The sequence below is a fragment of the Staphylococcus sp. FSL K6-3157 genome (assembly GCF_038005145.1).
GTDB lineage: Bacteria > Bacillota > Bacilli > Staphylococcales > Staphylococcaceae > Staphylococcus > Staphylococcus equorum.
Map to the genome: position 1 here is coordinate 1,451,069 of NZ_JBBOSM010000001.1, position 23,579 is coordinate 1,474,647.

Annotated in this window: 22 protein-coding genes and 1 other RNA gene; 19 read left to right on the plus strand and 4 right to left on the minus strand. The window is 32.1% G+C overall.

What is annotated here, in order from left to right:
• Window positions 1-21: 21 nt before the first annotated feature.
• The 5 genes from MHB47_RS07040 to MHB47_RS07060 all read left to right on the plus strand — a co-directional run bounded on the left by MHB47_RS07040 (window position 22) and on the right by MHB47_RS07060 (window position 5,877).
• A complete protein-coding gene (locus MHB47_RS07040) occupies window positions 22-2,724 on the plus strand; it encodes a helicase C-terminal domain-containing protein (protein ID WP_340755853.1) in 2,703 nt (900 codons plus the stop codon).
• A gap of 93 nt (window positions 2,725-2,817) precedes the next feature.
• The gene (gene asnS / locus MHB47_RS07045) at window positions 2,818-4,110 is read left to right on the plus strand and encodes an asparagine--tRNA ligase (RefSeq protein ID WP_021339204.1); all 1,293 of its coding nucleotides are present in this window, start codon (window positions 2,818-2,820) and stop codon (window positions 4,108-4,110) included.
• A 96-nt stretch (window positions 4,111-4,206) separates the two neighbouring features.
• Entirely contained in the window at window positions 4,207-4,893 is a 687-nt protein-coding gene (locus tag MHB47_RS07050) for a DnaD domain-containing protein (protein WP_340755855.1), read from the plus strand.
• The gene (gene nth, locus MHB47_RS07055; protein ID WP_340755856.1) at window positions 4,883-5,542 is read left to right on the plus strand and encodes an endonuclease III; all 660 of its coding nucleotides are present in this window, start codon (window positions 4,883-4,885) and stop codon (window positions 5,540-5,542) included. Before MHB47_RS07050 ends, nth begins: the two co-directional genes overlap by 11 nt.
• Window positions 5,543-5,547: 5 nt before the next feature.
• Window positions 5,548-5,877: a YpoC family protein gene (locus MHB47_RS07060; RefSeq protein ID WP_340755858.1), complete on the plus strand. Its 330-nt coding sequence runs from the start codon at window positions 5,548-5,550 to the stop codon at window positions 5,875-5,877.
• A gap of 174 nt (window positions 5,878-6,051) precedes the next feature.
• On the opposite strand, the gene MHB47_RS07065 is transcribed toward MHB47_RS07060, so the two are convergent.
• Both MHB47_RS07065 and recU read right to left on the minus strand, forming a co-directional pair.
• Window positions 6,052-8,340, minus strand: coding sequence for a transglycosylase domain-containing protein (locus MHB47_RS07065; RefSeq protein ID WP_340755860.1), 2,289 nt, complete (start codon window positions 8,338-8,340; stop codon window positions 6,052-6,054).
• Window positions 8,337-8,963: a Holliday junction resolvase RecU gene (recU, locus tag MHB47_RS07070; protein WP_002507587.1), complete on the minus strand. Its 627-nt coding sequence runs from the start codon at window positions 8,961-8,963 to the stop codon at window positions 8,337-8,339. The genes MHB47_RS07065 and recU overlap by 4 nt, the downstream gene beginning before the upstream one ends.
• 249 nt (window positions 8,964-9,212) lie before the next feature.
• On the opposite strand from recU, the gene MHB47_RS07075 reads away from it, so the two are divergent.
• The 9 genes from MHB47_RS07075 to MHB47_RS07115 all read left to right on the plus strand — a co-directional run bounded on the left by MHB47_RS07075 (window position 9,213) and on the right by MHB47_RS07115 (window position 19,130).
• The gene (locus MHB47_RS07075; protein WP_340755862.1) at window positions 9,213-9,545 is read left to right on the plus strand and encodes a DUF1798 family protein; all 333 of its coding nucleotides are present in this window, start codon (window positions 9,213-9,215) and stop codon (window positions 9,543-9,545) included.
• Between the two features lie 2 nt (window positions 9,546-9,547).
• On the plus strand, window positions 9,548-10,114 hold the full coding sequence (locus MHB47_RS07080) for a DUF1273 domain-containing protein (RefSeq protein WP_021339200.1): 567 nt from the start codon (window positions 9,548-9,550) through the stop codon (window positions 10,112-10,114).
• Window positions 10,115-10,125: 11 nt separating this feature from the next.
• Window positions 10,126-10,485 carry a cell division regulator GpsB gene (gene gpsB, locus MHB47_RS07085; RefSeq protein ID WP_002507590.1) on the plus strand — a complete coding sequence of 120 codons (360 nt, stop codon included), beginning with the start codon at window positions 10,126-10,128 and terminating at the stop codon, window positions 10,483-10,485.
• A gap of 137 nt (window positions 10,486-10,622) precedes the next feature.
• Window positions 10,623-10,998, plus strand: an RNA gene (gene rnpB, locus MHB47_RS07090) — RNase P RNA component class B.
• A gap of 171 nt (window positions 10,999-11,169) precedes the next feature.
• A complete protein-coding gene (locus tag MHB47_RS07095; protein ID WP_340755864.1) occupies window positions 11,170-12,303 on the plus strand; it encodes a THUMP domain-containing class I SAM-dependent RNA methyltransferase in 1,134 nt (377 codons plus the stop codon).
• Window positions 12,304-12,341: 38 nt separating this feature from the next.
• The gene (gene rarD / locus MHB47_RS07100) at window positions 12,342-13,247 is read left to right on the plus strand and encodes an EamA family transporter RarD (protein ID WP_340755866.1); all 906 of its coding nucleotides are present in this window, start codon (window positions 12,342-12,344) and stop codon (window positions 13,245-13,247) included.
• A gap of 567 nt (window positions 13,248-13,814) precedes the next feature.
• Window positions 13,815-14,450, plus strand: a complete 636-nt coding sequence (locus MHB47_RS07105; RefSeq protein ID WP_340755868.1) for an SDR family oxidoreductase — start codon at window positions 13,815-13,817, stop codon at window positions 14,448-14,450.
• Window positions 14,451-14,787: 337 nt separating this feature from the next.
• Window positions 14,788-18,228, plus strand: coding sequence for a dynamin family protein (locus MHB47_RS07110; protein ID WP_340755870.1), 3,441 nt, complete (start codon window positions 14,788-14,790; stop codon window positions 18,226-18,228).
• A gap of 20 nt (window positions 18,229-18,248) precedes the next feature.
• Window positions 18,249-19,130, plus strand: coding sequence for a 5'-3' exonuclease (locus tag MHB47_RS07115; RefSeq protein ID WP_064782913.1), 882 nt, complete (start codon window positions 18,249-18,251; stop codon window positions 19,128-19,130).
• 62 nt (window positions 19,131-19,192) lie between these two features.
• Here the strand turns inward: MHB47_RS07115 and MHB47_RS07120 are convergent, their stop codons facing one another.
• Complete coding sequence (locus MHB47_RS07120) at window positions 19,193-19,600, minus strand: ribonuclease HI family protein (RefSeq protein ID WP_340755873.1); 408 nt, start codon at window positions 19,598-19,600, stop codon at window positions 19,193-19,195.
• Between the two features lie 167 nt (window positions 19,601-19,767).
• Between MHB47_RS07120 and MHB47_RS07125 the strand changes: the two genes are divergently transcribed.
• On the plus strand, window positions 19,768-20,349 hold the full coding sequence (locus MHB47_RS07125) for an RBBP9/YdeN family alpha/beta hydrolase (RefSeq protein ID WP_064782915.1): 582 nt from the start codon (window positions 19,768-19,770) through the stop codon (window positions 20,347-20,349).
• A gap of 16 nt (window positions 20,350-20,365) precedes the next feature.
• Here the strand turns inward: MHB47_RS07125 and MHB47_RS07130 are convergent, their stop codons facing one another.
• Window positions 20,366-21,070, minus strand: coding sequence for a queuosine precursor transporter (locus MHB47_RS07130; protein ID WP_065338048.1), 705 nt, complete (start codon window positions 21,068-21,070; stop codon window positions 20,366-20,368).
• Between the two features lie 240 nt (window positions 21,071-21,310).
• On the opposite strand from MHB47_RS07130, the gene MHB47_RS07135 reads away from it, so the two are divergent.
• From MHB47_RS07135 to brxA, 4 genes are read left to right on the plus strand one after another with little or no spacing between them, the layout of a single operon-like run.
• Window positions 21,311-21,505 carry a zinc-finger domain-containing protein gene (locus MHB47_RS07135; protein WP_021339191.1) on the plus strand — a complete coding sequence of 65 codons (195 nt, stop codon included), beginning with the start codon at window positions 21,311-21,313 and terminating at the stop codon, window positions 21,503-21,505.
• Between the two features lie 12 nt (window positions 21,506-21,517).
• A complete protein-coding gene (locus tag MHB47_RS07140) occupies window positions 21,518-21,775 on the plus strand; it encodes a NifU N-terminal domain-containing protein (protein WP_002507599.1) in 258 nt (85 codons plus the stop codon).
• A 21-nt stretch (window positions 21,776-21,796) separates the two neighbouring features.
• Window positions 21,797-22,912, plus strand: coding sequence for a conserved virulence factor C family protein (locus tag MHB47_RS07145; protein ID WP_340755879.1), 1,116 nt, complete (start codon window positions 21,797-21,799; stop codon window positions 22,910-22,912).
• Between the two features lie 46 nt (window positions 22,913-22,958).
• Window positions 22,959-23,393, plus strand: a complete 435-nt coding sequence (brxA, locus tag MHB47_RS07150; RefSeq protein ID WP_002507601.1) for a bacilliredoxin BrxA — start codon at window positions 22,959-22,961, stop codon at window positions 23,391-23,393.
• The last annotated feature ends 186 nt before the right edge of the window (window positions 23,394-23,579 follow it).

The window sequence follows — 23,579 nt, forward strand, 5'->3', positions numbered from 1 at the left end:
TCGTTGAAAGGAGGAATGAGAATGACAAAACCGTGTTATGCCGTTATGGATTTAGAAACAACAGGAAACCAATTAGACTATGATGAAATCATTCAAATAGGTATTACTTTTGTTCGTGAAAATAAAATAATCGGCACGTACCATTCAATGATTAAAACAGATTTAGAAATTCCTCCTTTTATACAAGCATTAACATCAATAGAAGAAGCAATGTTAAATCAAGCACCATATTTCCATGAAATAGCTGAAGATATTTATAAACAAATTGATGGTTGTATCTTCGTGGCACACAATGTTGCTTTTGATTTGAACTTTATAAAAAAATCTTTTAAAAATTGTGATATCAACTATCGTCCCAAAAAAGTAATGGATACGTTAGAATTATTTAAAGTCGCTTTTCCAACAGATAAAAGTTACCAGTTAAGTGAGTTAGCAGAAGCACATGGTATTGTTCTAAATAACGCACACCGTGCTGACGAAGATGCTGCTACAACAGCGCAACTTATGATACTCGCATTTGAGAAATTCGAAATGTTGCCTTTAGATACTTTGAAACAACTATATTATTTAAGTAAGAATTTAAAATATGATTTACATGATATTTTATTTGAGATGGTACGTAATCATAAAGATAAGCCACTAGAGGATGTTTATGACCAATTCGAACAAATTATTTATAAAAAACAAAAAGATTTCAAAGCACCAACAGTAGATTTTGATGGCACTTTGAAAGATTTATATACCTTGATTACTAAGGAACTTAATTTGACCTATCGACCACAACAATTATATCTTTCAGAGATTATTTTAGAACAGTTAATGAATAGTGAAAAAGCAATGATTGAAGCACCACTTGGAAGTGGCAAGTCATTTGCGTATTTACTCGCTTCTTTAATGTATAACATTGAAACTGGTAAACACGTAATGATTTCAACTAATACTAAATTATTACAAAACCAATTATTGGAAAAAGATATACCTGCGCTTAAACAAGCTTTAGATTTCAAAATAAATGCTACTTTAATAAAAAGTAAACGTGATTATATTTCATTAGGTTTAATCAGCCAAATCTTGAAAGAAGAAGCCAGTAATTATGAAGTCGGTATATTAAAAATGCAATTATTAATTTGGATTACCGAAACAGACACAGGTGATATTCAAGAGCTAGACTTAAAGGGCGGACAAAAAATGTATTTCGAACAAAAGCTAGAGACTTATGTACCTGTTCGAAATGATATACATTACTTCAACTTCATTAAACGAAATGCTCAAAATATTCAAATTGGTATTACAAATCATGCCCATTTAATACATGCTGCACATGATAATTCTATTTATCAATTATTTGATGATTGCATTATCGACGAAGCACATCGCTTGCCTGACTATGCTTTAAGCCAAGTAACCAATGAATTGAGTTATTCTGATATCAAATATCAACTCGGCTTAATTGGTAAGACAGAAAATGATAAACTGCTTAAATCTATCGATCATTTAGAACAACAAAGAATACTTGAAAAATTAGACATACCACCTATAGATGTTTTCGGGTTAAAAACAACAGTCAATGAGATACATGATTTAAATGAACAATTATTCACTACTATTTTTGAAATCATTCAAAGTTCTGAAGTGCATGACGATGAAGTTCACAAGCTCCATTTTGTCTATCATTTTGACGTTGCACCAATTTTGAACGATTTACATTCAATTATTCATAAACTCAATATGACTTTAGAATTCTTCAATGGTATGAGTCACAAAACAATCAAGTCTGTGCGCAAACAAATACTTTATATTAATGATCGTTTTAAAGAAATTGAGCACAGTTTAAAAAATAATCACACAAGTTATTTATCAATTAAAAATATAAATCAAAAATCAACAATTAGACTTAATGTCAAAGACTATGATGTTAAAGAAATATTAACGACACAAGTATTAGATAAATTTAAATCACTTACATTTATTTCAGGCACATTAACGTTTAACCATTCATTTGAAAATTTCAAACATTGGTTTAATAAAGATATCGTCTTTAACACGTATGAGATTGATTCGAAGGTAATGTCACCAAACCAAACTACCGTATTCATACCTAATGATGTGGCTTCATATAATTATAAAAGTATTGATGATTATGTGAGTTCTATCGTTAATTACGTGATTGAGTATATTAACATTGTAGAGTCTAAATGTTTAATACTATTTACAAGTTATAAAATGATGCATATGGTTCAAGAGTTATTAAATGAATTGCCGGAATTTGAAGACTATGTCGTTTTGACACAACAGCAAAATCAAAACTATAAGATTGTTCAACAATTTAATAGTTTTAATAAAGCAATCTTACTTGGCACAGGTACATTTTTTGAAGGCTTTGACTTTCAATCTAATGGCATAAAATGCGTCATGATTGCTAAGTTACCTTTTATGAATCAAAACAATACAAAATATTGGTTAATGGAATCTGAGTTTACTTCTACATTCAAAGATTATGTATTACCTGATGCTGTAACGCGTTTCAGACAGGGTCTAGGTAGATTGATACGTAGTGAAAATGATAAAGGCATTATCGTATCCTTTGATGATCGCTTAATTCGTAGTAATTACAAAGAATTTTTTGAACAATCGTTAGAGAGTTACCGTCAAAATAAAGGTGATATCAAACAATTTTCAAGCATACTCAAGAAATTAAAAAAAGAAGACAAACGTAATCAATAAACTCAGCACCCACAACTAGAACTTATACATCTATTTTGTTAAAATATATAAGGATAAAGAAAAGAAGACTACAATATTATTAGGAGACTGGCTATGAAGACAACGATTAAAGAAGCTAAACAATATCTTAACCAAGAAGTTACTATTGGCGCTTGGTTAACTAATAAACGTTCAAGTGGGAAAATAGCATTCCTACAATTAAGAGATGGTACAGGCTTTATGCAAGGCGTCGTAGCAAAAGCAGAAGTAACTGAGGAAACATTTAAATTAGCTAAAGAATTAACACAAGAATCATCTATTTATATTACTGGCGTTATTTCTGAAGATAATCGCTCAGATATTGGTTACGAAATGCAAGTGAAATCAATAGAAGTAATCTCAGAAGCTCATGATTACCCAATTACACCTAAAAGTCATGGTACAGAATTTTTAATGGACCATCGTCATTTGTGGTTACGTTCTAAAAAACAACATGCTGTAATGAAAATTAGAAACGAGATTATTCGTGCAACTTATGCATTCTTTAATGACAATGGTTTCACAAAAATTGATCCACCTATTTTAACAGCAAGTGCACCTGAAGGCACAAGTGAGCTATTCCATACAAAATACTTTGATGAAGACGCGTTCTTATCACAAAGTGGACAGCTTTATATGGAAGCTGCTGCAATGGCTCACGGTAGAGTGTTCTCATTTGGTCCAACATTCCGTGCTGAAAAATCTAAAACACGTCGTCATTTAATTGAATTCTGGATGATTGAACCTGAAATGGCTTTTTGTGAACATGCACAAAGTTTAGAAGTTCAAGAACAATATGTGACATATGTGATTCAATCTGTATTGACAAATTGTAAACTTGAACTTAATGTATTAGAACGTGATACATCTAAACTTGAAAAAGTAACTACACCATTCCCACGTATTACATACGATGATGCTGTAGTATTCTTAAAAGAACAAGGTTTTGACGATATAGAATGGGGCGAAGATTTCGGTTCTCCTCATGAAACGGCTATCGCTAATCATTATGATTTACCAGTGTTTATCACTAACTATCCAACAAAAATCAAACCTTTTTATATGCAACCGAATCCAGAAAATGAAGATACTGTACTATGTGCAGATTTAATTGCACCTGAAGGTTATGGTGAAATTATAGGTGGGTCTGAACGTATTAATGATCTTGACTTACTAGAGCAACGTATTAATGAATATGGCTTAGACGCTGAAAGTTATAGCTATTATTTAGATTTACGTCGTTACGGCAGCGTACCTCATAGTGGTTTTGGTTTAGGCTTAGAAAGAACTGTGGCTTGGTTATCCGGTGTGGATCACGTTCGTGAAACAGCACCATTCCCACGCTTACTTAATCGATTATATCCATAATATTTTAAATAAGATAATAAGATTCACAAACAGCGTCCAGTCCACAAATAATGGCTGGACGTTTTTATAACAATATCAAAGATGGGAGGGGTTAATTTGGATAGAGAACAATTAAAAACGAGACCTATTGTAATTCGAAAAGAACTACTTGATCATTACAATGAATTAGGTTTAAATGAAACAGAGTTAGTGATTTTAATCAAATTATTACATGCCTCTGAAATATCTAATAAACAACCTTCAATTGAAACTTTACAGCAAGGATCTACATTAGATTCAAGAGAAATCACTTCAATCATTCAAACTTTAATACAGCATGGTTTACTAGAGCTTAATGTTAATAAGGACGAAGAAGGCAAGTTCACTGAATATATGAACCTTGACCAATTCTATGATAGGTTAAGTGAAATTATGCAACAAATGAATGAAAAACAAGTCGAACATGAATCTGAGCTAGAGTTCAATACATTATTTCAAAAAATAGAACAAGCGTTTGGCAGACCTTTATCTCCATATGAGATAGAAACATTAAATCAATGGTTAGATATAGATAAACATGATTTAAGTGTCATTCAAGCTGCTTTAAACGAAGCAGAGAGCCAAAATAAAATGAGCTTTAAATATATCGATCGTATTTTACTAAATTGGAAAAAAAATAATGTAAAAACGATTGAAGATTCGAAAAAAATTAGCCGCCAATTTAACCAACCTAAAATGAAACACACAGTTAGTAAGGTCCCTAAATTTGATTGGCTGAATGGGGAGAATCCAAATGGTAAGTAATAAAAAAGCACTTGAAATGGTTGATGTCATAGCTGAAATGTTTCCAAATGCTGAATGTGAACTTGTCCATGACAATGCATTTGAACTTACAATTGCTGTACTCTTATCTGCACAAACAACTGATATTTCTGTAAATAAACTTACGAAACCTTTATTTGAAAAATATAAAACACCAGAAGATTATTTAAGTGTGGATATTTCAGAACTAGAAAATGATATACGTACTATTGGTTTATATAGAAATAAAGCCAAAAATATTCAAAAATTAAGTCAATCGCTTTTAGATAAATTTGATGGTAAGATTCCTCAAACACACGATGAGTTAGAAAGCTTAGCAGGTGTGGGTAGAAAAACGGCCAACGTTGTTATGAGCGTAGCTTTTGGAGAACCTTCATTAGCTGTAGATACACATGTAGAACGTATCTCAAAACGTTTAGGTATATGTCGATGGAAAGATAATGTACGTCAAGTAGAGGATAAATTGTGTACAGTAGTTCCTAGAGAAAGATGGAACAAAACACATCATCAACTCATATTTTTCGGTCGCTATCATTGCTTAGCACGTAAACCGAAATGCGATGTTTGCCCATTATTCGAAGATTGTAGAGAAGGTCAAAAGCGCTATAAGGCAAGTTTGAAAGAGGCATGAACAAAATGATTACAAAAGAAGATTTTACAAAGTTAGAACTGGAATTGGATTCATATGCGAAAGTAAAAAAACTAAAATCACCAGAAGCAAAACAATTGTTAGATCAATACTTTAATTTGATTCAACTTTACTTTCAACAAATTAATGGTATTGAAATTATTGATTTTAAATATTTAGATGAATATGCTATCGTTCCAATGAACTTCGAAGAAAGATATCATTATATGATAGCACGTAAATATCATTTTATGGGTTACAGCCAAATGAAAACATTAAAATCAGAACTTATTAAAATGAACGCATCTTATCAAATTCGTCTAAAAAACAAACATTAAAACAATAAAACAATAAAAACAGTGTAAGCTCTCAAAGTTAGGAAACTTACGCTGTTTTTTTATTCATTATTGTATTTGTTTGATGCATTAATATGTATAAATGTACCTTAACTAAAAACAAAGACCCGATTTCCAATTAATATGGAAACCGGGTCTTTTAAAATTGAAGTCTTGTTATTGTGTACTATTTGAAGTAGCTGTGCCACTTCTATTTGCATTAGTAGTATTTGTACCGTTTGCATTGGTAGTGTTTGTACCACTCGTATTATTGGTATTATTGGTATTTGTGTTACCAGTATTGTTATTACTTGAACTATTACTGTCTGAATCACTATCCGAATCACTATCCGAGTCACTATCTGAGTCACTGTCTGAATCGCTGTTATCGCCTTGACCTTTAGGATCATTATCAGTTGTATTGTCATCAGGTTCACCTTTAACTGATAAATTATCTTTACTGTCTCCGCTAACAGAATCTGGTTTCGTAAAGTCTTCACCATCACGTGGTGAAATAGTAGACATTACATCTTCTAATAGGAATTGAGGATATTCTTGTTCATCACTTCCTACAAAGGAGTTAGTTCCACCTTGTTTAACTTCATTGAATCCCATCCATACAGACATACTGTATTTAGGTGTGAAACCATTAACCCAAACATCTTTAGCAGCATCATCAGGTAAATTATATTGTTGGTAAGTTTGTTGTCCATACGTACCAGTACCTGTTTTAGCGCCTATGTTTACTCCAGAGATGTCGTGTCCATATGCAGAACCATAAGCTTCAAATGTACCTTTTAGCACTTCAGCTAGCATATAAGCAGTAGAATCTTTCATAGCTTTTTTGCTTGTATGGTCATATTCAATGACTTCGCCATCTTGTTTTTCAACTTTTTCAATTGAATGCGCATTGTTGTACTCGCCACCATTTGCAATTGATGCAAATGCTGATGCTAATTGTGTAGGTGAGAACTCAGATGCAGAACCACCTAGTACTTCAGAAGGTCCAATATCTCCTTCATATTCTAATCCTACTTTTTCAGCGAATTCCTTCGGTGCATCATTTCCAGCATTTTCTTTCGTTGATTGCCAAGCTTTTAAGGCAGGGATGTTGAAACTTTGACGTAATGCATCATAAAGTTTAACCGTTCCGTGACTTTCCATGTCATAGTTTCTGAATGTAACACCATCAACTTGGTATTCCTCTTCATCTTTCATAGCATGGTCAGTTGCCCAAGACATGTTTTCAATTGCTGGGCCATAAGATAAGAATGGTTTTAATGACGATCCGGTAGGGTGTGCGTCTGTTGCTAAGTTTCTATCAACGACGTCTTTATAATCTCTACCACCAGATATTGCAACAAGTTCGCCAGTTTCACTATCTACAATAGATGAACCAACTTGTTGATCCTCATTTTTATAGTAGCTACCATTATTAATACGGTCTTGCAATGTTTCTTGAACGTCTTTGTCCATATTTGTATGGATCTTAATACCACTATTTAATACAGATCCTAAATCTTCATCTTTGAACTCTTTATTATTCATAAGTTCTGATTTTACAAAGTTAATATATGAATCATATTCCTTTTTAGAATCATCTTTACTTACTTGTCGCTCTTCATTAGTTCGTTGAACAAGTGTATCTTGTATTTTAGTATCTTGTGCTTTTTCTTTCTCTTCTTTAGAAATCCTATCATGATATTCCATGAGATAAAGCACAGTGTTTTTACGTGATTCCGCTTCTTCAGGATTATCATAAACATTATACGTATTTGGTACTTGTGGTAAACCGGCAAGATATGCTTCCTCAGTTAAAGTCAAATCTTTCAATTCTTTATCAAAGTAATACTTAGCTGCCGCTTTCACACCATAAACACCATCAGAATAATAAATCTTGTTCAAGTACATTTCGAATATTTCATCTTTACTGTACTCTTGTTCTAATCTGTATGATAAGTACGCTTCCTGTGCCTTACGTGCAATAGATTTTTTATCTGTCAAGAATGATCGTTTAACAACTTGTTGTGTTAAGGTCGATGCACCTTGCGAACCAAATCCACCAGTAATGTTTTTGGCAACAGCGCCGAACAGACGTTTATAGTCAAGTGCACCATGACTGTAGAAGCGATTATCTTCTGTAGCTAATACAGCATCCTTCATTCCTTTAGGCACTTCATCTAATTCAACATGTTCACGTCGTTGTCCGTTATCAATTGTTTTCACCAATTCTCCATCTTTATCATAAATCTTAGCTGGGATTGGATCTTGTAATTTTGACTCAGTAAACGCTGGAGCTTTCCAAGCATAATAAGCAAATAACAAGATACCTATTAACGCTAAGACAATGAACGCAATAATAAGAAAGCCAATTATCTTGATTATCGTTCGTTTAATATTCCTATTCTTTTTTTGATCGGACTTACCTTTCTTGTTAGATTGGGAAGTCCTTTTTTTCTCCGTCATACGCGGTCCTCACTTTCATCTAATATCAACTTATCAACAGCTTTGAGGTAATTCAATCGTGGTTGATACTGATAAGGAATATAGTAACCATTTTTTCTTACTTCTTCAACCGTTACCGACTTTTTAATGTTATTCGTATGTCTTTCCCAAAAATATTTAAACTTAGAATAGGGAAGGAGATATACTTCATCAAGCGTTTTAAATCGAATTAATAAAAATACTATCCCATTTTGTTTGAAACAAGACGCCATATGTGAAACTTGGTGTTCATGCATATTACTCAATGGGAAAGAAGTCTTATTTTTCGTTTCTTTCGCTTCAAAGTCAAGGTAATGTCCATTATAAATACCATTATAATCAGTTGTAGACGGCGTTCGGAAATAAGCCTCATTAATTACAGCCTTACTTCTCATAGGATAATGAACATTTACGATTTGAACAGGCGTTGGTTTTTTATGTATAACCGCCATTCCATGGTTCAAATAGTATGTGTTCGACAGTTCGATATCATTTTCAAGCGTCATACCTCTGCCACCATAGTCTATTTTACCCGTTTGACCCTTATGAGTTCGTCCGACTTGAGACTTATTTCTATTAAATGGTTTCCCATTAGGGTAATTCATTGTTTTTCACCACTTTAGTTTGGAAATCAAAAACTTTTTCCATTATACCCGACTTTGGCAAATTTTTCCAAACCTTGAAATATGAATCAATGTATTTACAAATACATCAAGTACATTTTAACGTGCTTTGCATAATTAAACAATATTTGGAACTAATTAAGGCGCTATTATAACATAAATGTAAGACGACGCTTTAGAAATGACGCACATTATCTTTTATGGTAAATTTATTGTGTAGGGGGAAACTTCATGCAACAGTTAATTACGCAATTATTAAATGATGTACAGCTTATGCAAGATAAATATGAATCCGTAAAAGCATCTGGCGAAGATTATGATTTTTATTCTGTTGTCGTCCCATTCACGAACAATATTGATGAATTGCTCACATCCTTTATTCAATATGAAACTCAAATCCTTCAATTGCAATATATGAACAAACAAAAATTTGATTTATTAGTTTCTAATATCGAAGAATTATCTGTGGAATGCCACTTTAAACGCTCAAGCAGAAAATTATTCACAGAAAAATTAAAGGCTGTTCAATATGATTTAAGCTATATTCAAAGAAGTGAGTTGTAGCTATGATAAAAACAGTTTATGTCACAGGCTATAAATCTTATGAACTTAATATTTTCAAAGATGATGCTCCAGAAGTTTCCTATTTAAAAAAATTTATAGCACATAAATTAAATCAATTGATTGAAGAAGGCTTAGAATGGGTATTAATACAAGGACAGATGGGTATAGAGTTATGGACAGCAGAAGTAGTACTTGATTTGAAGGCAACATATCCAGAACTTAAATTGGGTATTATTACGCCATTTTATGGTCACAGCGATAGATGGAACGAACAAAATCAAGCTAAATATCAAAATATCACGCAAAAGGCTGATTTTGTAGATAGTGTGTTTCATTCACCATACGAAGGACCTCATCAATTTAAACAGACAGATCAGTTCATGTTAGATCATACAGATCAAACATTATTAATATATGATGAGGAGCAAGAAGCAAGTCCAAAATTCTTCAAGCAAATGTTAGTTGATTTTATGGAAAAAACAAATTATACTTGTGACATTGTGACGTTCGATGAATTAACTGAGTTCATCAATGATTTACAGTGGTCTCAAGAACAAAGTTTCGAATGAGGTGGGAAAAAATGGCAGATATTTCATTGAAATTATCAGCAAAGGATATTTATGAAAAAGATTTTGAAAAAACTATGACACGTGGTTATAGAAGGGAAGAAGTCGACGCCTTCTTAGACGACATCATAGCGGATTATCAAAAAATGTCAGACTTAGATAGTGAAGTTGTTAAGCTTTCCGAAGAAAACAACAAACTAAAAAAAGAACTTGAAGAACTTAGATTACGTGTAGCGACGTCAAGACCACAAGAAAATAAAAATTTCTCTTCCAACAGTAATGCTGCAACTAAGAGTAATAACAACAATAACAATAATAATGTTGATATTCTAAAAAGAATTTCTAACTTAGAAAAAGCGGTATTTGGAAAATAACACGCTAATGAATAACTATAGTGTGTGCAAATCGTAGATATAGCTTCATCTACATAAAACCAAGTTTTGATTTTATTCAAAACTTGGTTTATTTTGTTTGTTTAGCCGTCTAAAGCATGGTATACTTTCAAAGATGGTGTTTTGGGTGATCGCTATAGCAATATAGAGGAAAGTCCATGCTCACACAATCTGAGATGATTGTAGTGTTCGTGCTTGATGAAAAAATAAGTCAAGGCATTAAATTGACGGCAATGAAATAACCTAAGTCTTATAGATACGGTTAAAATAGTTTGAAAGTGCCACAGTGACGTAGCTTTTATAGAAATATAAAAGGTGGAACGCGGTAAACCCCTCGAGTGAGCAATCCAAATTAGGTAGGAGCACTTATTTAACGGAATTCAACGTATAAATAGGACATGCTTTTAAAAGCATGTAGACAGATGGTTACCACCAGCGTACGAGTGTATCTAGTACACGATTGCAGTACAACGGTACAAAACATGGCTTACAGAAATATCATCACTAGACCCAAGCTCTCCCACATAGGAGAGCTTTTTTAATTTCTAAAGTTATAGAAGGTATTCATTAAACTGAGTTGCATTAGAACTTAGTACAATGTCATATCTATTTAAAAATTTTTTTGATAAAATATAAGTAAATCTTTATTTAAGAAGGAGCAAACTAATGTATCAATTATTAGCCGTATGTCCTATGGGATTAGAAGCAGTTGTGGCGAAAGAAGTTCAAGAATTAGGTTATGAAACAACTGTCGAAAATGGCAGAATATTTTTTGAAGGTGACGAATCTGCAATTGTTAAGTGTAATTTATGGTTACGTACAGCCGACAGAATTAAAATTGTAGTAGGTCAATTTAAAGCCACTACATTTGATGAGTTATTTGAAAAAACAAAGGCCTTACCATGGGAGACAATCGTTGAACAAGATGGTAATTTCCCAGTACAAGGCCGTAGTGTGAAATCAACGTTGTTTAGTGTGCCTGATTGCCAAGCAATTGTAAAAAAAGCAATTGTTGAACGTTTAAGACGTGCGTACCAAGAACGTGGTTGGTTAAATGAAACAGGTGCAAAATACCCAGTAGAAGTTTCAATATTAAAAGATAATGCACTCCTTACAATAGACACTTCTGGTTCAGGGTTGAATAAACGTGGTTACCGTTTAGCTCAAGGTGAAGCACCAATTAAAGAAACACTAGCAGCAAGCTTAATTCGTTTAGCAAATTGGACAGGTGACACGCCGTTAATAGATCCATTCTGTGGTTCAGGCACAATAGCGATAGAAGCTTGCTTAATCGCGCAAAACATTGCTCCTGGATTTAATCGTGATTTTGTTTCTGAAAAATGGGATATGATGCCTGACAATTTATATGATGAAATGAGAGACGAAGCAGACCAACAAGCTAATTACGATAGAAAACTTGAAATTTATGCTTCGGATATCGATCCAGAAATGATAGATATTGCACGCAGAAACGCTGAAGAAGTTGGATTAGCTGATATTATTCAATTTAGCGTGAAAGATGTTAATACACTTACAATAGATACAGATGAGCCAATCGCACTTATAGGCAACCCGCCATATGGTGAACGTATTGGTGACCGTGATGAAGTAAAAGTTATGTATCGCTATATAGGTGAACTAATGCAACAACATCCTCATCTATCAACTTATATTTTGACAAGTAGTACAGAATTTGAACATTTAGTTAACCAAAAGGCAACTAAGCGTAGAAAGTTATTTAATGGATATATTGAATGTACGTATTATCAGTATTGGGGCAAGAGAAAACCTCAAAATTAAAAATTTAATAGAGTGAAAAATAGAAAGAGGTGCATCTTTTGAACACTGAATTTAAAAAGGGAATCGTATTTGCTTTTGGTGCATATATTTTATGGGGTGTTTTACCCGTATATTGGGATTTAATTAGAGAATTAGGCGCATTTGAAATTTTAGCATATAGAATTGTGCTTTCGATGATATTTATGCTATTTGTTGTAGTGTTCACTAAAAATACTGAACCCTTTAAACGAGATGTTCATCAACTCTTTACAAACCCAATTCAACTCATTGCTATTATTGCAGCAGGTTATGTAATTACAATTAACTGGGGCACATTCATATGGGCTGTAGCAAATGGTCACGTACTGCAAACTAGCTTAGGATATTATATTAATCCACTCGTAAGTATTATACTTGCACTCATATTCTTGAAAGAACGTTTTAATAAATTAGAGTGGATCGCAATTGCATTAGCAGTTATAGGTGTGCTCTATATGACATTAAAAATGGGTGTATTCCCAGGTATTTCGCTATTATTAGCAAGTTCGTTTGGTTTATACGGATTAATTAAAAAACTAGTACCGATAGATGCCATTAGCAGTATCACTATAGAATGTATTGCTACTGCTCCAGCAGGCTTTATATATCTGTGGTATATATGGCAACAAGGAAGTTCTTCTCTAGGAGTCAATAGTTCATCATTTTGGCTATTATTTTCAGGGGCGATTACAGCGATCCCGCTAATATTGTTTTCAGCAGGTGCCCGTAGAATTCCATTGTCATTAACCGGCTTCATTCAATACATCGCTCCAACATTGATGTTTGTATTAGGGATATTCTTATTTAAAGAACCATTTAATATTGACCAGTTAGTAACGTTCATATTTATATGGATTGGTATTATTGTCTATAGCGTTTCTCAATACTTTAAAATTAAGAAAGATAAAAACCCTGTAATTCGTTAACAATTTAAGCTTATCATTACAATTAGATCTCTAGATGTTGAGAGACTGGGACATATCACATGTCTCAGTCTCATTTTTTATATCGTCAGTGGCTGATTGAATTGAAAATGTGCTTATATCAAACTATTAAAGAAATACTACTTCATTTATTGTAATCAAGTAGTTCTTATGCAAGCTTCCAGCGATTGTATTACATTTTACAGTCACCTGTGTCGGGCTGACACATACGACGAAATTTTATTAGAAATATTAGATTTCTGTCCCACACCCTTAACATATCTAGAGATTTTACAATTCCACACATTATATGTACAAAAATGCATATTGCTAATATAGCTATGGTGGTTAATCATCAATACATTTTAGTAATCAATTAAGCACTCAGATTGTAATCAAATATATTTTAAGTTTAATATAAGGGTAAAGAGGTTAACTATAGTACTGTGAGTTTAAACAGATTATATGTAATAAGCCTACTTCAGTCTTAGTAATGAAAAGAGACGAAGCAATATTTTTGATTAAATAGCAAAGTTATTAAAAACAATAATATAATATTGGAGTGATTGGATGACAAGAGTATTAATTCTAGGGGCAAATGGTGCAGTTTCTAAAGCAGCTATTAATTCTTTTTTAGAAAACACATCCTATACCTTAAGATTATTTTTAAGAGATGCGAATAGATTACCTGACTTTGCATCAGATAGAATTCGTGTGCGAGAAGGTGACGCTACTAACTTTGATGATGTTAATAGTGCAATGGACGATGTAGATATCGTCTTAGCTAGTTTATCAGGAGACCTTGATAAAGAAGCAGCAACTATTGTAAAAGCAATGCAAACAAATGATGTGAAACGTTTAGTCTTCGTAACATCTTTAGGTATATATAATGAGGTCCCAGGAGAGTTTGGGGAATGGGTTCAACAACAAATAGGTGATAGATTACCTGTTTATAAAGCAGCAGCTGATATTATTGAAAGTTCAGGGCTAGATTATACTATTTTCAGACCAGCATGGTTAACACATACAAATGAAATTGATTATGAAATTACTCAAAAAAATGAATCATTCAAAGGTACAGAAGTATCTAGAAAAAGTGTAGCAGCTGTCGTTGTTAAAATCGCTAAAGATCCAAGTCTTTATTTAAAAGAAAACATAGGTATCAATAAGCCAAATACTGATTACAATAAACCTAAAGGGAGTTAATAATAAGTAGGTATATAAAGACTGAGTAAAACAATAGACAGACTATCAATACTGAAGCGTATATATAGATTAGTTCATCATAAACTACCTTATGCTGGTGTCATTCCAAATTTGTTTGGAGTGACTTTTTTATTACGATTGTTTTATATCATAACAGCACATTTCTATAATCATGCTAAGTGATTATAATACACTACGTACATAACGTAACATTAAGACAAATTATCATTAATACGGAATTAAAAGAAATTTAATTTCACTTACTACCTTTAGACAAACAATAATTTGTTATACAATAAGATTAATTACATACAAGTAATCAAAGGGGATACATATAATGTCTAATACTGAGCAACTCGATATTTTATATAAACTAAAAAAAGAAGTTGAAAAATCAAATAATGGACGTCTTGTCCACATCATCAATCAAGTTATTAAAAAGGTATACTTAGAACAATACACTGCAACTTTTGTAGGCCACTTCTCAGCAGGTAAATCTACTTTAATTAACTTACTCTTAGAAGAAAGTATTTTGCCAAGTTCGCCTGTACCAACAACAAGTAATACGGCTATTGTTTCTGTGTCAGACGAACCAGGAATTATCGCAAACTTAAGCAATCAACAATATACATTATTAAATAATTACGATGAAGTTAAACAAATGAATCGTGAAAACATAGATGTAGAATCTGTAGAAATAAAATTCCCATCAGATAAATTCAAAAAAGGTTTCACGTTACAAGATACACCTGGTGTAGACTCTAATGTTGCAACACACCAATCAAGTACAGAGGAATTTATGTATACGAGTAATGTACTTTTTTATACAGTAGATTACAACCATGTACAGTCAGCTTTAAATTTCCAATTTATGAAACAGTTAAATGCAGCAAATGTGCCAGTGGTATTTGTAATTAATCAAATAGACAAACATAGCGAAGAAGAAATTACTTTCGAGACATTTAAAGATCGTGTAGAGAAATCAATCGCTGAGTGGGAAATCGAATTAGATCAAATATTTTATGTGTCAAAATATGATCATGAGCATAATGAAATTGATACGCTTTCTAATTATTTAATTGAAAAAGACACCCATAGAGAATCTATCGAGGATTATGTGGAACGAATTGTTAAATTTATTACTGATGAACAATTGTCTTATGTTCAATATGAAATTCAAGATATTTTAGATCAACTTGATATTTTCGAAGCGGATTTTGACCAAGCTTATCTCAATTTCCAACAAAATCAAGAGGTCAGTGAAGAAGCCAAGTTATTAAATAACCCTGATGAATTATATGACTTTTTAAAGCAAAAACGTAAAGATATTTTAGATAATGCATATATCATGACGCATGATACTAGAGAAAAAATCAAAATTTATTTAGAAAGTCGTACGAAAAACTTTAAAGTCGGTGGTTTATTTAATAAAAAACAAAAAACATTAGAAGAACAACAAAAGAGATTAACAGCAGTTGTAGAACAACTCCAAGACAAAGTAAATCAAGAAGTCAGACAACCACTAAGAGAAGACATGTCATTTTTAACACGTTTTATAAATTCTTCAGAGGTAAATGACGACATTCTTAATCAACATTATACAGTACACCCAGAACTCATAACTGATTTATATCAAATGCAAATAACAATTAGTAATCAATACGTTTTAACATTTGCAGATGATTTGATGGCTTCACTTAAAAAATTTATTGCAAAAGAATCTGACCCATTATTTAAAAAGGCCATTAAACATTCACAAGCAAATGATATCGGTACAGAACAAGAAGACGATTATAATGATTATGTGAAATTTATGGAAATGCGTAATTTGAGAGAGTCTCTGGAAACACAAAACTATATGCATTATTACATTCATATGGATGACTCTTTAGATAAATTAATAGACCGAACAGAAATCAAATACACAGCACAAGACAATACTGATACTGTCAAGATGAGTAAAAGAAACACAGTTGAGAAACATTACGATAACCCAGATAATACGCAAAACATCAAAAATGCACTTGAATTAATTCAAGATATACCTTTATTCGAACAAACAAAAAAAGACATTGATGATACATTAACAAGATTAGAAAATAAAGTTGTGAAAATAGGGGTCTTTGGTACATTTAGTGCAGGTAAGAGTAGTTTGATTAATGCCTTATTGGGTGGTTCGCACTTAGTCAGTTCACCTAATCCAACCACTGCAGCAATGACTGAATTAACTTATGGACATGAAAGTCAGATTACACTTAAATCATCTGAACAACTTTTAGACGAGTTAAATCAAGTTTTCGAAATTGAAAATAAAGCATTTGATAGTATTGAAACGTTTTTAAGTAAAAATACAGATAAAATCAAAGCAACTTTGGAAAAAAATCAATTGGCTTTTGTGAACGCAGTTGAAAAACATTACAGTATGTATAAACACATGTTAGAAGAAGGTCAAACACATACTATTCCACAAGATGATATTAAAAAATGGAGTGCAGAAGATGAGTATGCAACGTTTGTAAACACAGTACACCTCAAACTACCAATCGATTGGTTAAAAGATAAAATCATCGTTGATTCCCTAGGATTACATTCCAATAATCAACGTCATACAAATGAAACTGAGAAAATACTAACATCTTCAGATTTAATCTTATATGTCAGTTATTTTAATCATTCGTTTACAAACAATGACAAACGCTTTATTGAACATATGAAAGAAATGAATCAATTAAATGAAAATCAAGCTTTCAAAATGATTATAAATGCTACTGACTTAGCAGAAACTGATGAAGATTTAAATGCTGTGATAGAATATGTTGGTGATGCTTTAACTCAAGTTAACATGGATTCAGACATTTTTGCTGTTTCCAGTAGAGAAGCACTTAAGTCTGGCGATAAAGGAATAGATAAATTACAAGAGAGTATTCAACACTTTACTCAAGTTGAATCTAAATATATACTTCAACAACAAATGTTAAAACAACTCACACACATTTCCGAAGCGTTTGAGCAAATGATTGAAGAAACAAAGAACAACAAAGCTCAAATTGAACAACGTAAACAAAAATTAAAAAATTATGAACAATCAACAGTGTTGAGTTATAACATATTACAAACTGCAGAACAACGCGCTTCAAATGAGGTAGAAGACCAAATATATCACTTAAACGAACGCTTAAAATTACAATTACAAGATGAAGTCAAATCTATTTATAATGGACAAATGACAAAAAATAGTAATTTCAACGAAGAAAAACGACTATCTACAAAAATTTATTTAGATCAAATTCATCAACGCCTGTACTTGGAGCAATCCTTACTTGTTGAACGCGTCAAAAAATATTTCCACGAACAATTGCATACTGAAATTGCACCGTTAAAGCAAAAACTTGAACAATTGCATGTGTTTATTGAACCAAAATTTGATAAAAACAATATTGAATTAGATGAGCCTTATTTAAAAGTTGAGTTAAGTCATATGGTTGATGCATTACCTAAATCACTTTCTAAAAAGAATATCCTGCAACCTAAGACACAAGGTGAGTTACAAGAACAAATTACACAAGAAACAATCAAGTTACTTGCCCCTTGTATCGCTGATCTTAGAAAAGCACTCAATGAAATCGTCTTAGTTATGAACGAGAATGCTGAAACAAAATTCAAGCAATTTGAAAGTGATATTCATCGTCAAATCAAAGAATTATTATCATTTGAAATCGATGATGCATTGATTCAACAATTGCAAGAAACGAACGCACAATTAAAAGTGCTATTGTAAACAAGAAAGAGGTACACAAAATGTCTAATAAAATATTACTAATAGATGGCATGGCTTTATTATTCCGCCATTTTTATGCTACAAGTCTTCACAAACAATTTATGCGCAATTCTTCAGGTACACCTACAAATGGCATACAAGGATTTGTGCGTCACGTGTTTAGCGCAATCAATGACATACAGCCAACACATGTAGCTGTATGCTGGGATATGGGGAAATCCACTTTCAGAAATGATATGTTTGATGGTTATAAACAAAATAGACCAGCACCACCTGAAGAACTTATCCCTCAATTTGATTATGTGAAAGAGGTTTCCAATCAATTTGGTTTTGTTAATATTGGCGTTCAGAACTATGAAGCTGATGATGTTATTGGAACGTTAGCACATCAATATTCTGATGAAAATCAAGTTTATGTAGTAACTGGTGATAAAGACATACTACAATGTATCAATCCCAATGTAGAAATTTGGTTAACTAAAAAGGGATTCAGCATTTATAATCGCTACACGCTTGATAGATTCCAAAGTGAATATGGATTGAATCCGTTACAACTTATTGATGTAAAAGCCTTTATGGGAGATAGCGCAGATGGTTATCCCGGCGTAAAAGGCATAGGAGAAAAAACAGCGATTAAACTTATTCAAAATTATGGTTCTGTAGAATCTGTCGTTGACGCAATAGATGAATTGACACCTGGTCAACAGAATAAAATAAATAATGATATGCAAAACTTAAAGGTTTCCAAGTCTTTAGCTAAAATTCACACTGAAGTACCTTTAGATACAACAACATTATTACAAGATATGAAATTTGGTACAGATATCACTAAGATATTAAATATCTGTAACGAACATGAGTTATACGTATCAGGAAAATACTTGTCTACTCATTTCAGTTAAGCATACAAATAAAAAAGTGGTTGTCAGCATTCCATTCGGAAAGCTAGCAGCCACTTTTTATATTATTTGCCTTTTTTATTTTTAGTGATTTTATACAGTGCATTTTTAGCATGATGATTTGCTTCCTTATTTTGATTTCTAGGAATCCATCTTACAAAAAGTAAATCAAACTGTTGTTCTAATTTTAACATTTCACGATAATAAGGTTTGAATTTATTATTTTTTACGCGTCCCTTATTCAAACTATCTTCAATTAATTTTGAATCTGTATAAACTATCGCCGTCGTCACTTTGTGTTTCACAGCACTTTCTAAGGCAAACACCAACGAGGCCCATTCAGCACTATGATTATCCATTACACCCAAACTAGTATCATACTGAATTCTTTCGTTGTCTGTTACTATGACAACTGCACAAGCACTTTCACCTGGATTACCGGCAGTAGCTGCATCAAAATATATTTTCGCCATAAATTCACCCACATTATTTAAGTTAATCTTATCTTATCAAAACTATTTCATTTATACTATATAAGCACTAACCATATCAGTTGGAAATTTAATATATTTTTCGTATCCTTGATATATATTGAATTTATACTTAAATAGTCGGAGTTAAGCAAGAGAGGTCTGATACTTTGAAAAATATGTTTATTATACATGGTTACCAAGCGCATACTGATAGTCATTGGTTTCAATGGTTAGCTACTAAAATGAAAGCTTCTGATTATAAAGTTGAAGTCATACATTTACCAAATTCAAATCATCCAGATATAGATCAGTGGTACAAAGCATTACACAATAGTATGGCACATAAATTGAATTCTGAAACGCTTATTGTCGCTCATAGCCTTGGAGTAATAACCGTACTTAATTATTTATCTCAACTTTCTCAATACCCGCATATTAAAGGGTTATTTTTAGTTTCAGGCTTTAATGAAACATTAGAGAATTTACCAGAATTAGATTATTATATCAATCAAACTAACGTTCAACTTGATCGCATTAATGCTCAACATATTATTACTATCGGTAGTGATTATGACCCTGTTGTTAGTATTAGCGCAACAGATAGATTATCTAAAGCTTTAGGAACTCAAACAATTCATATTCCACACAAAGGGCACTTTCTAGCTAGCGATGGTTATGAAACATTTGAATTTTTAAAAGAACAAATTATCACTATTTTAAATCAAAAAAACTCTGAAATTGGTATATAACCAATTTCAGAGTTTTTTAGTAACCTTCATCTAATTTTTGTATTTTACCTTTTCGATACATAGATTTTGCCCAGTAACCGAATGGCACGTTAAATATTGTAGAAATTATTTTCAACAAGTAAGTTGTTATAAAAATTTCAAAAACTGCTTCATTTGGCATTGTCCCTAAAAACGCAATAGCTACGAATAATGCTGTATCTATAATATTACTAATTATCGTACTTCCATATGCTCTAATAATAAACGTACTATCTGAACTGAATACCTTTTTAATCAATGAAAACAGCAGTACATCTAAGTGCTGTCCAATGATATATGCAATAACAGAACCTAACGCTATTCTAGGTACAAGATTAAATATTGTATCTAATGCACCTTGAGTCGTGTCCACTGGAGATGGGGTGAAGTGTAACGATAGTTGCATGACAATAATCATGACTAACGTTGAACTAAAACCTAACCAAACCGCACGCTTTGCAATTTTTCTACCATATATTTCATTCAAAATGTCAGTAGCTAAATATATCGATGCAAACATTACATTACCTAACGTTGCAGAAATAGTAAAAATATCTACTGTTTTTATTACTTGTATATTAGCAATAATTGTACCAATTGCAATCCAAGCAATTAATCCTTGTTTTCCAAAAAAACGATACATTGCGACTAATAATAAAAATGTGATTAAAAACGTTAACACACCAAAAACTTCGTTAAACAATTTAAATTCCTCCTAAATTTTGATGATGCGGGTGTTTAGAAACCGCATATTTAACAACTGCATAATCTTATCAGAAAAATTAAAAATTGCAAGTATACTTTAAAAATTAATACACCTTATTTCTAGATTAATCTTAATTGCAAATTTAATATTAAACAATCGTAGTTACAAATGATATAATACCTTCAAGCGTCAAATCTTAATATAATTAAATACTTTTATTTACAGAAACACAGGAGAGTGAAGTTTATTCTAACTTATTCTGAAAAAGAAGCAATTGATGCGATAGATCATTTAATGAACACCTACTGCAAAGAATGCTTACTTAAAAACCATATCAGAAAGACTGAAGGAAAAACCCAAGCACATCACTTTTGTATAAATGAGTGTTCAATTGGAAAACAAATCAAACAAATAGGAAATGAATTACAATAAGGAGGATTTATAATGGAAATTTTAAATGTAGAAGCAACACCAAATCCAAATACAATGAAATTTGTATATAGCGTTGAAGGTGGAGATACAAAACCCAATACGTATACTAAAGTAAAAGAAGGACAGCCTGAATTTATTAATGCAGTATTAGAAGTAGAAGGCGTAAAATCTATATTCCAAGCTATGGATTTTATTTCAGTTGATAAACAAGCTAATGTTGAGTGGGATGATGTATTACCGAATATATTAGCTACGTTAGAAAGAATATAAATATAACAAGGAGGTTCCTTGATGGAAATTGTTCGTGTTGAACCTACACCAAGTCCAAATACAATGAAAATTGTCTTGAGTGAGAAAAGAGAAGATAATAAATCAAATACGTATACTGCAGTTGCCGAGGGACAACCTCATTTTATTAATGATGTATTAGCAATCGAAGGCGTTAAGTCTATATTCTATGTCATGGACTTTTTAGCAGTGGACAAAAAGCCAAAATTTGATTGGGAAGATGTTTTACCTAATGTAACTGCAACGTTAAATGAAGACCAAGAAGAAATAAGTGAACCTTTACCAGATGAACATTATGGAGAGGTTAAGGCTGAAGTATTAAAATTTAAAGGCATTCCTTACCAAATTAAACTTACTACAAGCTCTGAAGAAAAACGCAAACAATTACCAGAAGTTTATATCGACAGCATGCTAGCTGCACAAAAAGATAATGATAATATCGTCTTTCTTCGTAAATGGGATGATTTAGGTGTGCGCTATGGTGATTTAGATGAGATTATGTCTGAAGTATTTGAAGAAATCACTGCTATTTATCCTGAGGAACGATTAAAAACACTTGTGCAAGAAGCATTAGCTACAAATATTGTTGTTCCAGAAAAACAATATCAACATGTTTCCCTTGAAGCTTACCAAGCTGCTGATGATTGGAAAGAACGATTAAGAATGTTAAAATCCTTTCCAACACCAACTGTACAAGATTTTCCATTATTAGGTGAAGCAGTGAGTGATGAGCAAAAAATACCCTTGAGACGTGAAGCTATCGTACTACTTGGAATGGTGGAAGACAAAGCTGTATTACCTTATTTGTTTAAAGGTTTAAATGACAAAAGTCCTGCAGTAAGACGTACAGCAGGAGATTGTTTAAGCGATTTAGGTTTTAAACAAGCGCTGCCAGAAATGGAAAAAGCATTAAATGATTCGCAAAAGATTGTAAGATGGAGAGCAGCAATGTTTATCTTTGACGAAGGTGGTCCTGAACAACTCGAATCATTAAGAGCACATGCAGATGACCCTGCATACGAAGTCAAATTACAAATAGAGATGGCAATTTCTAGAATAGAAAATGGTGACGAAGCTTTAGGATCCGTTTGGAAACAAATTGCTAACAGAAACAAGTAATTACTGATAAAAATGAATTAAAAGATAAATTTTAGGAGTGTTATCAATGAATGCATATGATGCTTATATGAATGAATTATCTACTCAAATGCGTAGTGAATTAACAGAACATGATTTTGAAAGTTTAGAATCTGCTGAAGCAGTTTCTAATTATATGAACAATGTCGCAGCAGATGACACAACTTTTGTAGTTATTAACTCTACATGTGGTTGCGCAGCTGGGTTAGCAAGACCTGCAGCAGTGACTGTAGTTGAACAAAATGATAAAAAACCTAGTAATAAAGTCACAGTTTTTGCAGGACAAGACAAAGAAGCTACTGAAGAAATGAGATCATTTATTCAGCAAGTACCATCAAGTCCATCATACGCTTTATTTAAAGGTCAAGAATTAAAACATTTTATTCCTCGTGAACATATTGAAGGTAGAGATATTCAAGATATTTGTATGGATATCAAAGATGCTTTCGATGAATATTGCTAGTTACTTAATTTAATATAATCTGTTATTTTATATTAAATGGTAATAGTGATTGAATCTGGATAAACGTTACTTTAAACCAACCTATTATATCTTACTTATTATTTAAGATATAATAGGTTGGTTTTTTAAATTTAAAAATAATGCTACATTTTAAACGTTTTCAAAGAAATAATGTATACTTTGTAT

Bases quoted from the DNA above. Each gene is read 5' to 3' on its own strand.
- MHB47_RS07140 (WP_002507599.1), top strand. From the start codon at position 21,518: ATGGAAATTTTAAATGTAGAAGCAACACCAAATCCAAATACAATGAAA.
- MHB47_RS07110 (WP_340755870.1), top strand. From the start codon at position 14,788: ATGTCTAATACTGAGCAACTCGATATTTTATATAAACTAAAAAAAGAA.
- MHB47_RS07145 (WP_340755879.1), top strand. From the start codon at position 21,797: ATGGAAATTGTTCGTGTTGAACCTACACCAAGTCCAAATACAATGAAA.
- MHB47_RS07040 (WP_340755853.1), top strand. From the start codon at position 22: ATGACAAAACCGTGTTATGCCGTTATGGATTTAGAAACAACAGGAAAC.
- MHB47_RS07120 (WP_340755873.1), bottom strand. From the start codon at position 19,600: ATGGCGAAAATATATTTTGATGCAGCTACTGCCGGTAATCCAGGTGAA.
- MHB47_RS07060 (WP_340755858.1), top strand. From the start codon at position 5,548: ATGATTACAAAAGAAGATTTTACAAAGTTAGAACTGGAATTGGATTCA.
- MHB47_RS07075 (WP_340755862.1), top strand. From the start codon at position 9,213: ATGCAACAGTTAATTACGCAATTATTAAATGATGTACAGCTTATGCAA.
- MHB47_RS07105 (WP_340755868.1), top strand. From the start codon at position 13,815: ATGACAAGAGTATTAATTCTAGGGGCAAATGGTGCAGTTTCTAAAGCA.
- MHB47_RS07080 (WP_021339200.1), top strand. From the start codon at position 9,548: ATGATAAAAACAGTTTATGTCACAGGCTATAAATCTTATGAACTTAAT.
- MHB47_RS07095 (WP_340755864.1), top strand. From the start codon at position 11,170: ATGTATCAATTATTAGCCGTATGTCCTATGGGATTAGAAGCAGTTGTG.
- brxA (WP_002507601.1), top strand. From the start codon at position 22,959: ATGAATGCATATGATGCTTATATGAATGAATTATCTACTCAAATGCGT.
- asnS (WP_021339204.1), top strand. From the start codon at position 2,818: ATGAAGACAACGATTAAAGAAGCTAAACAATATCTTAACCAAGAAGTT.
- gpsB (WP_002507590.1), top strand. From the start codon at position 10,126: ATGGCAGATATTTCATTGAAATTATCAGCAAAGGATATTTATGAAAAA.
- recU (WP_002507587.1), bottom strand. From the start codon at position 8,963: ATGAATTACCCTAATGGGAAACCATTTAATAGAAATAAGTCTCAAGTC.
- MHB47_RS07065 (WP_340755860.1), bottom strand. From the start codon at position 8,340: ATGACGGAGAAAAAAAGGACTTCCCAATCTAACAAGAAAGGTAAGTCC.
- MHB47_RS07115 (WP_064782913.1), top strand. From the start codon at position 18,249: ATGTCTAATAAAATATTACTAATAGATGGCATGGCTTTATTATTCCGC.
- nth (WP_340755856.1), top strand. From the start codon at position 4,883: ATGGTAAGTAATAAAAAAGCACTTGAAATGGTTGATGTCATAGCTGAA.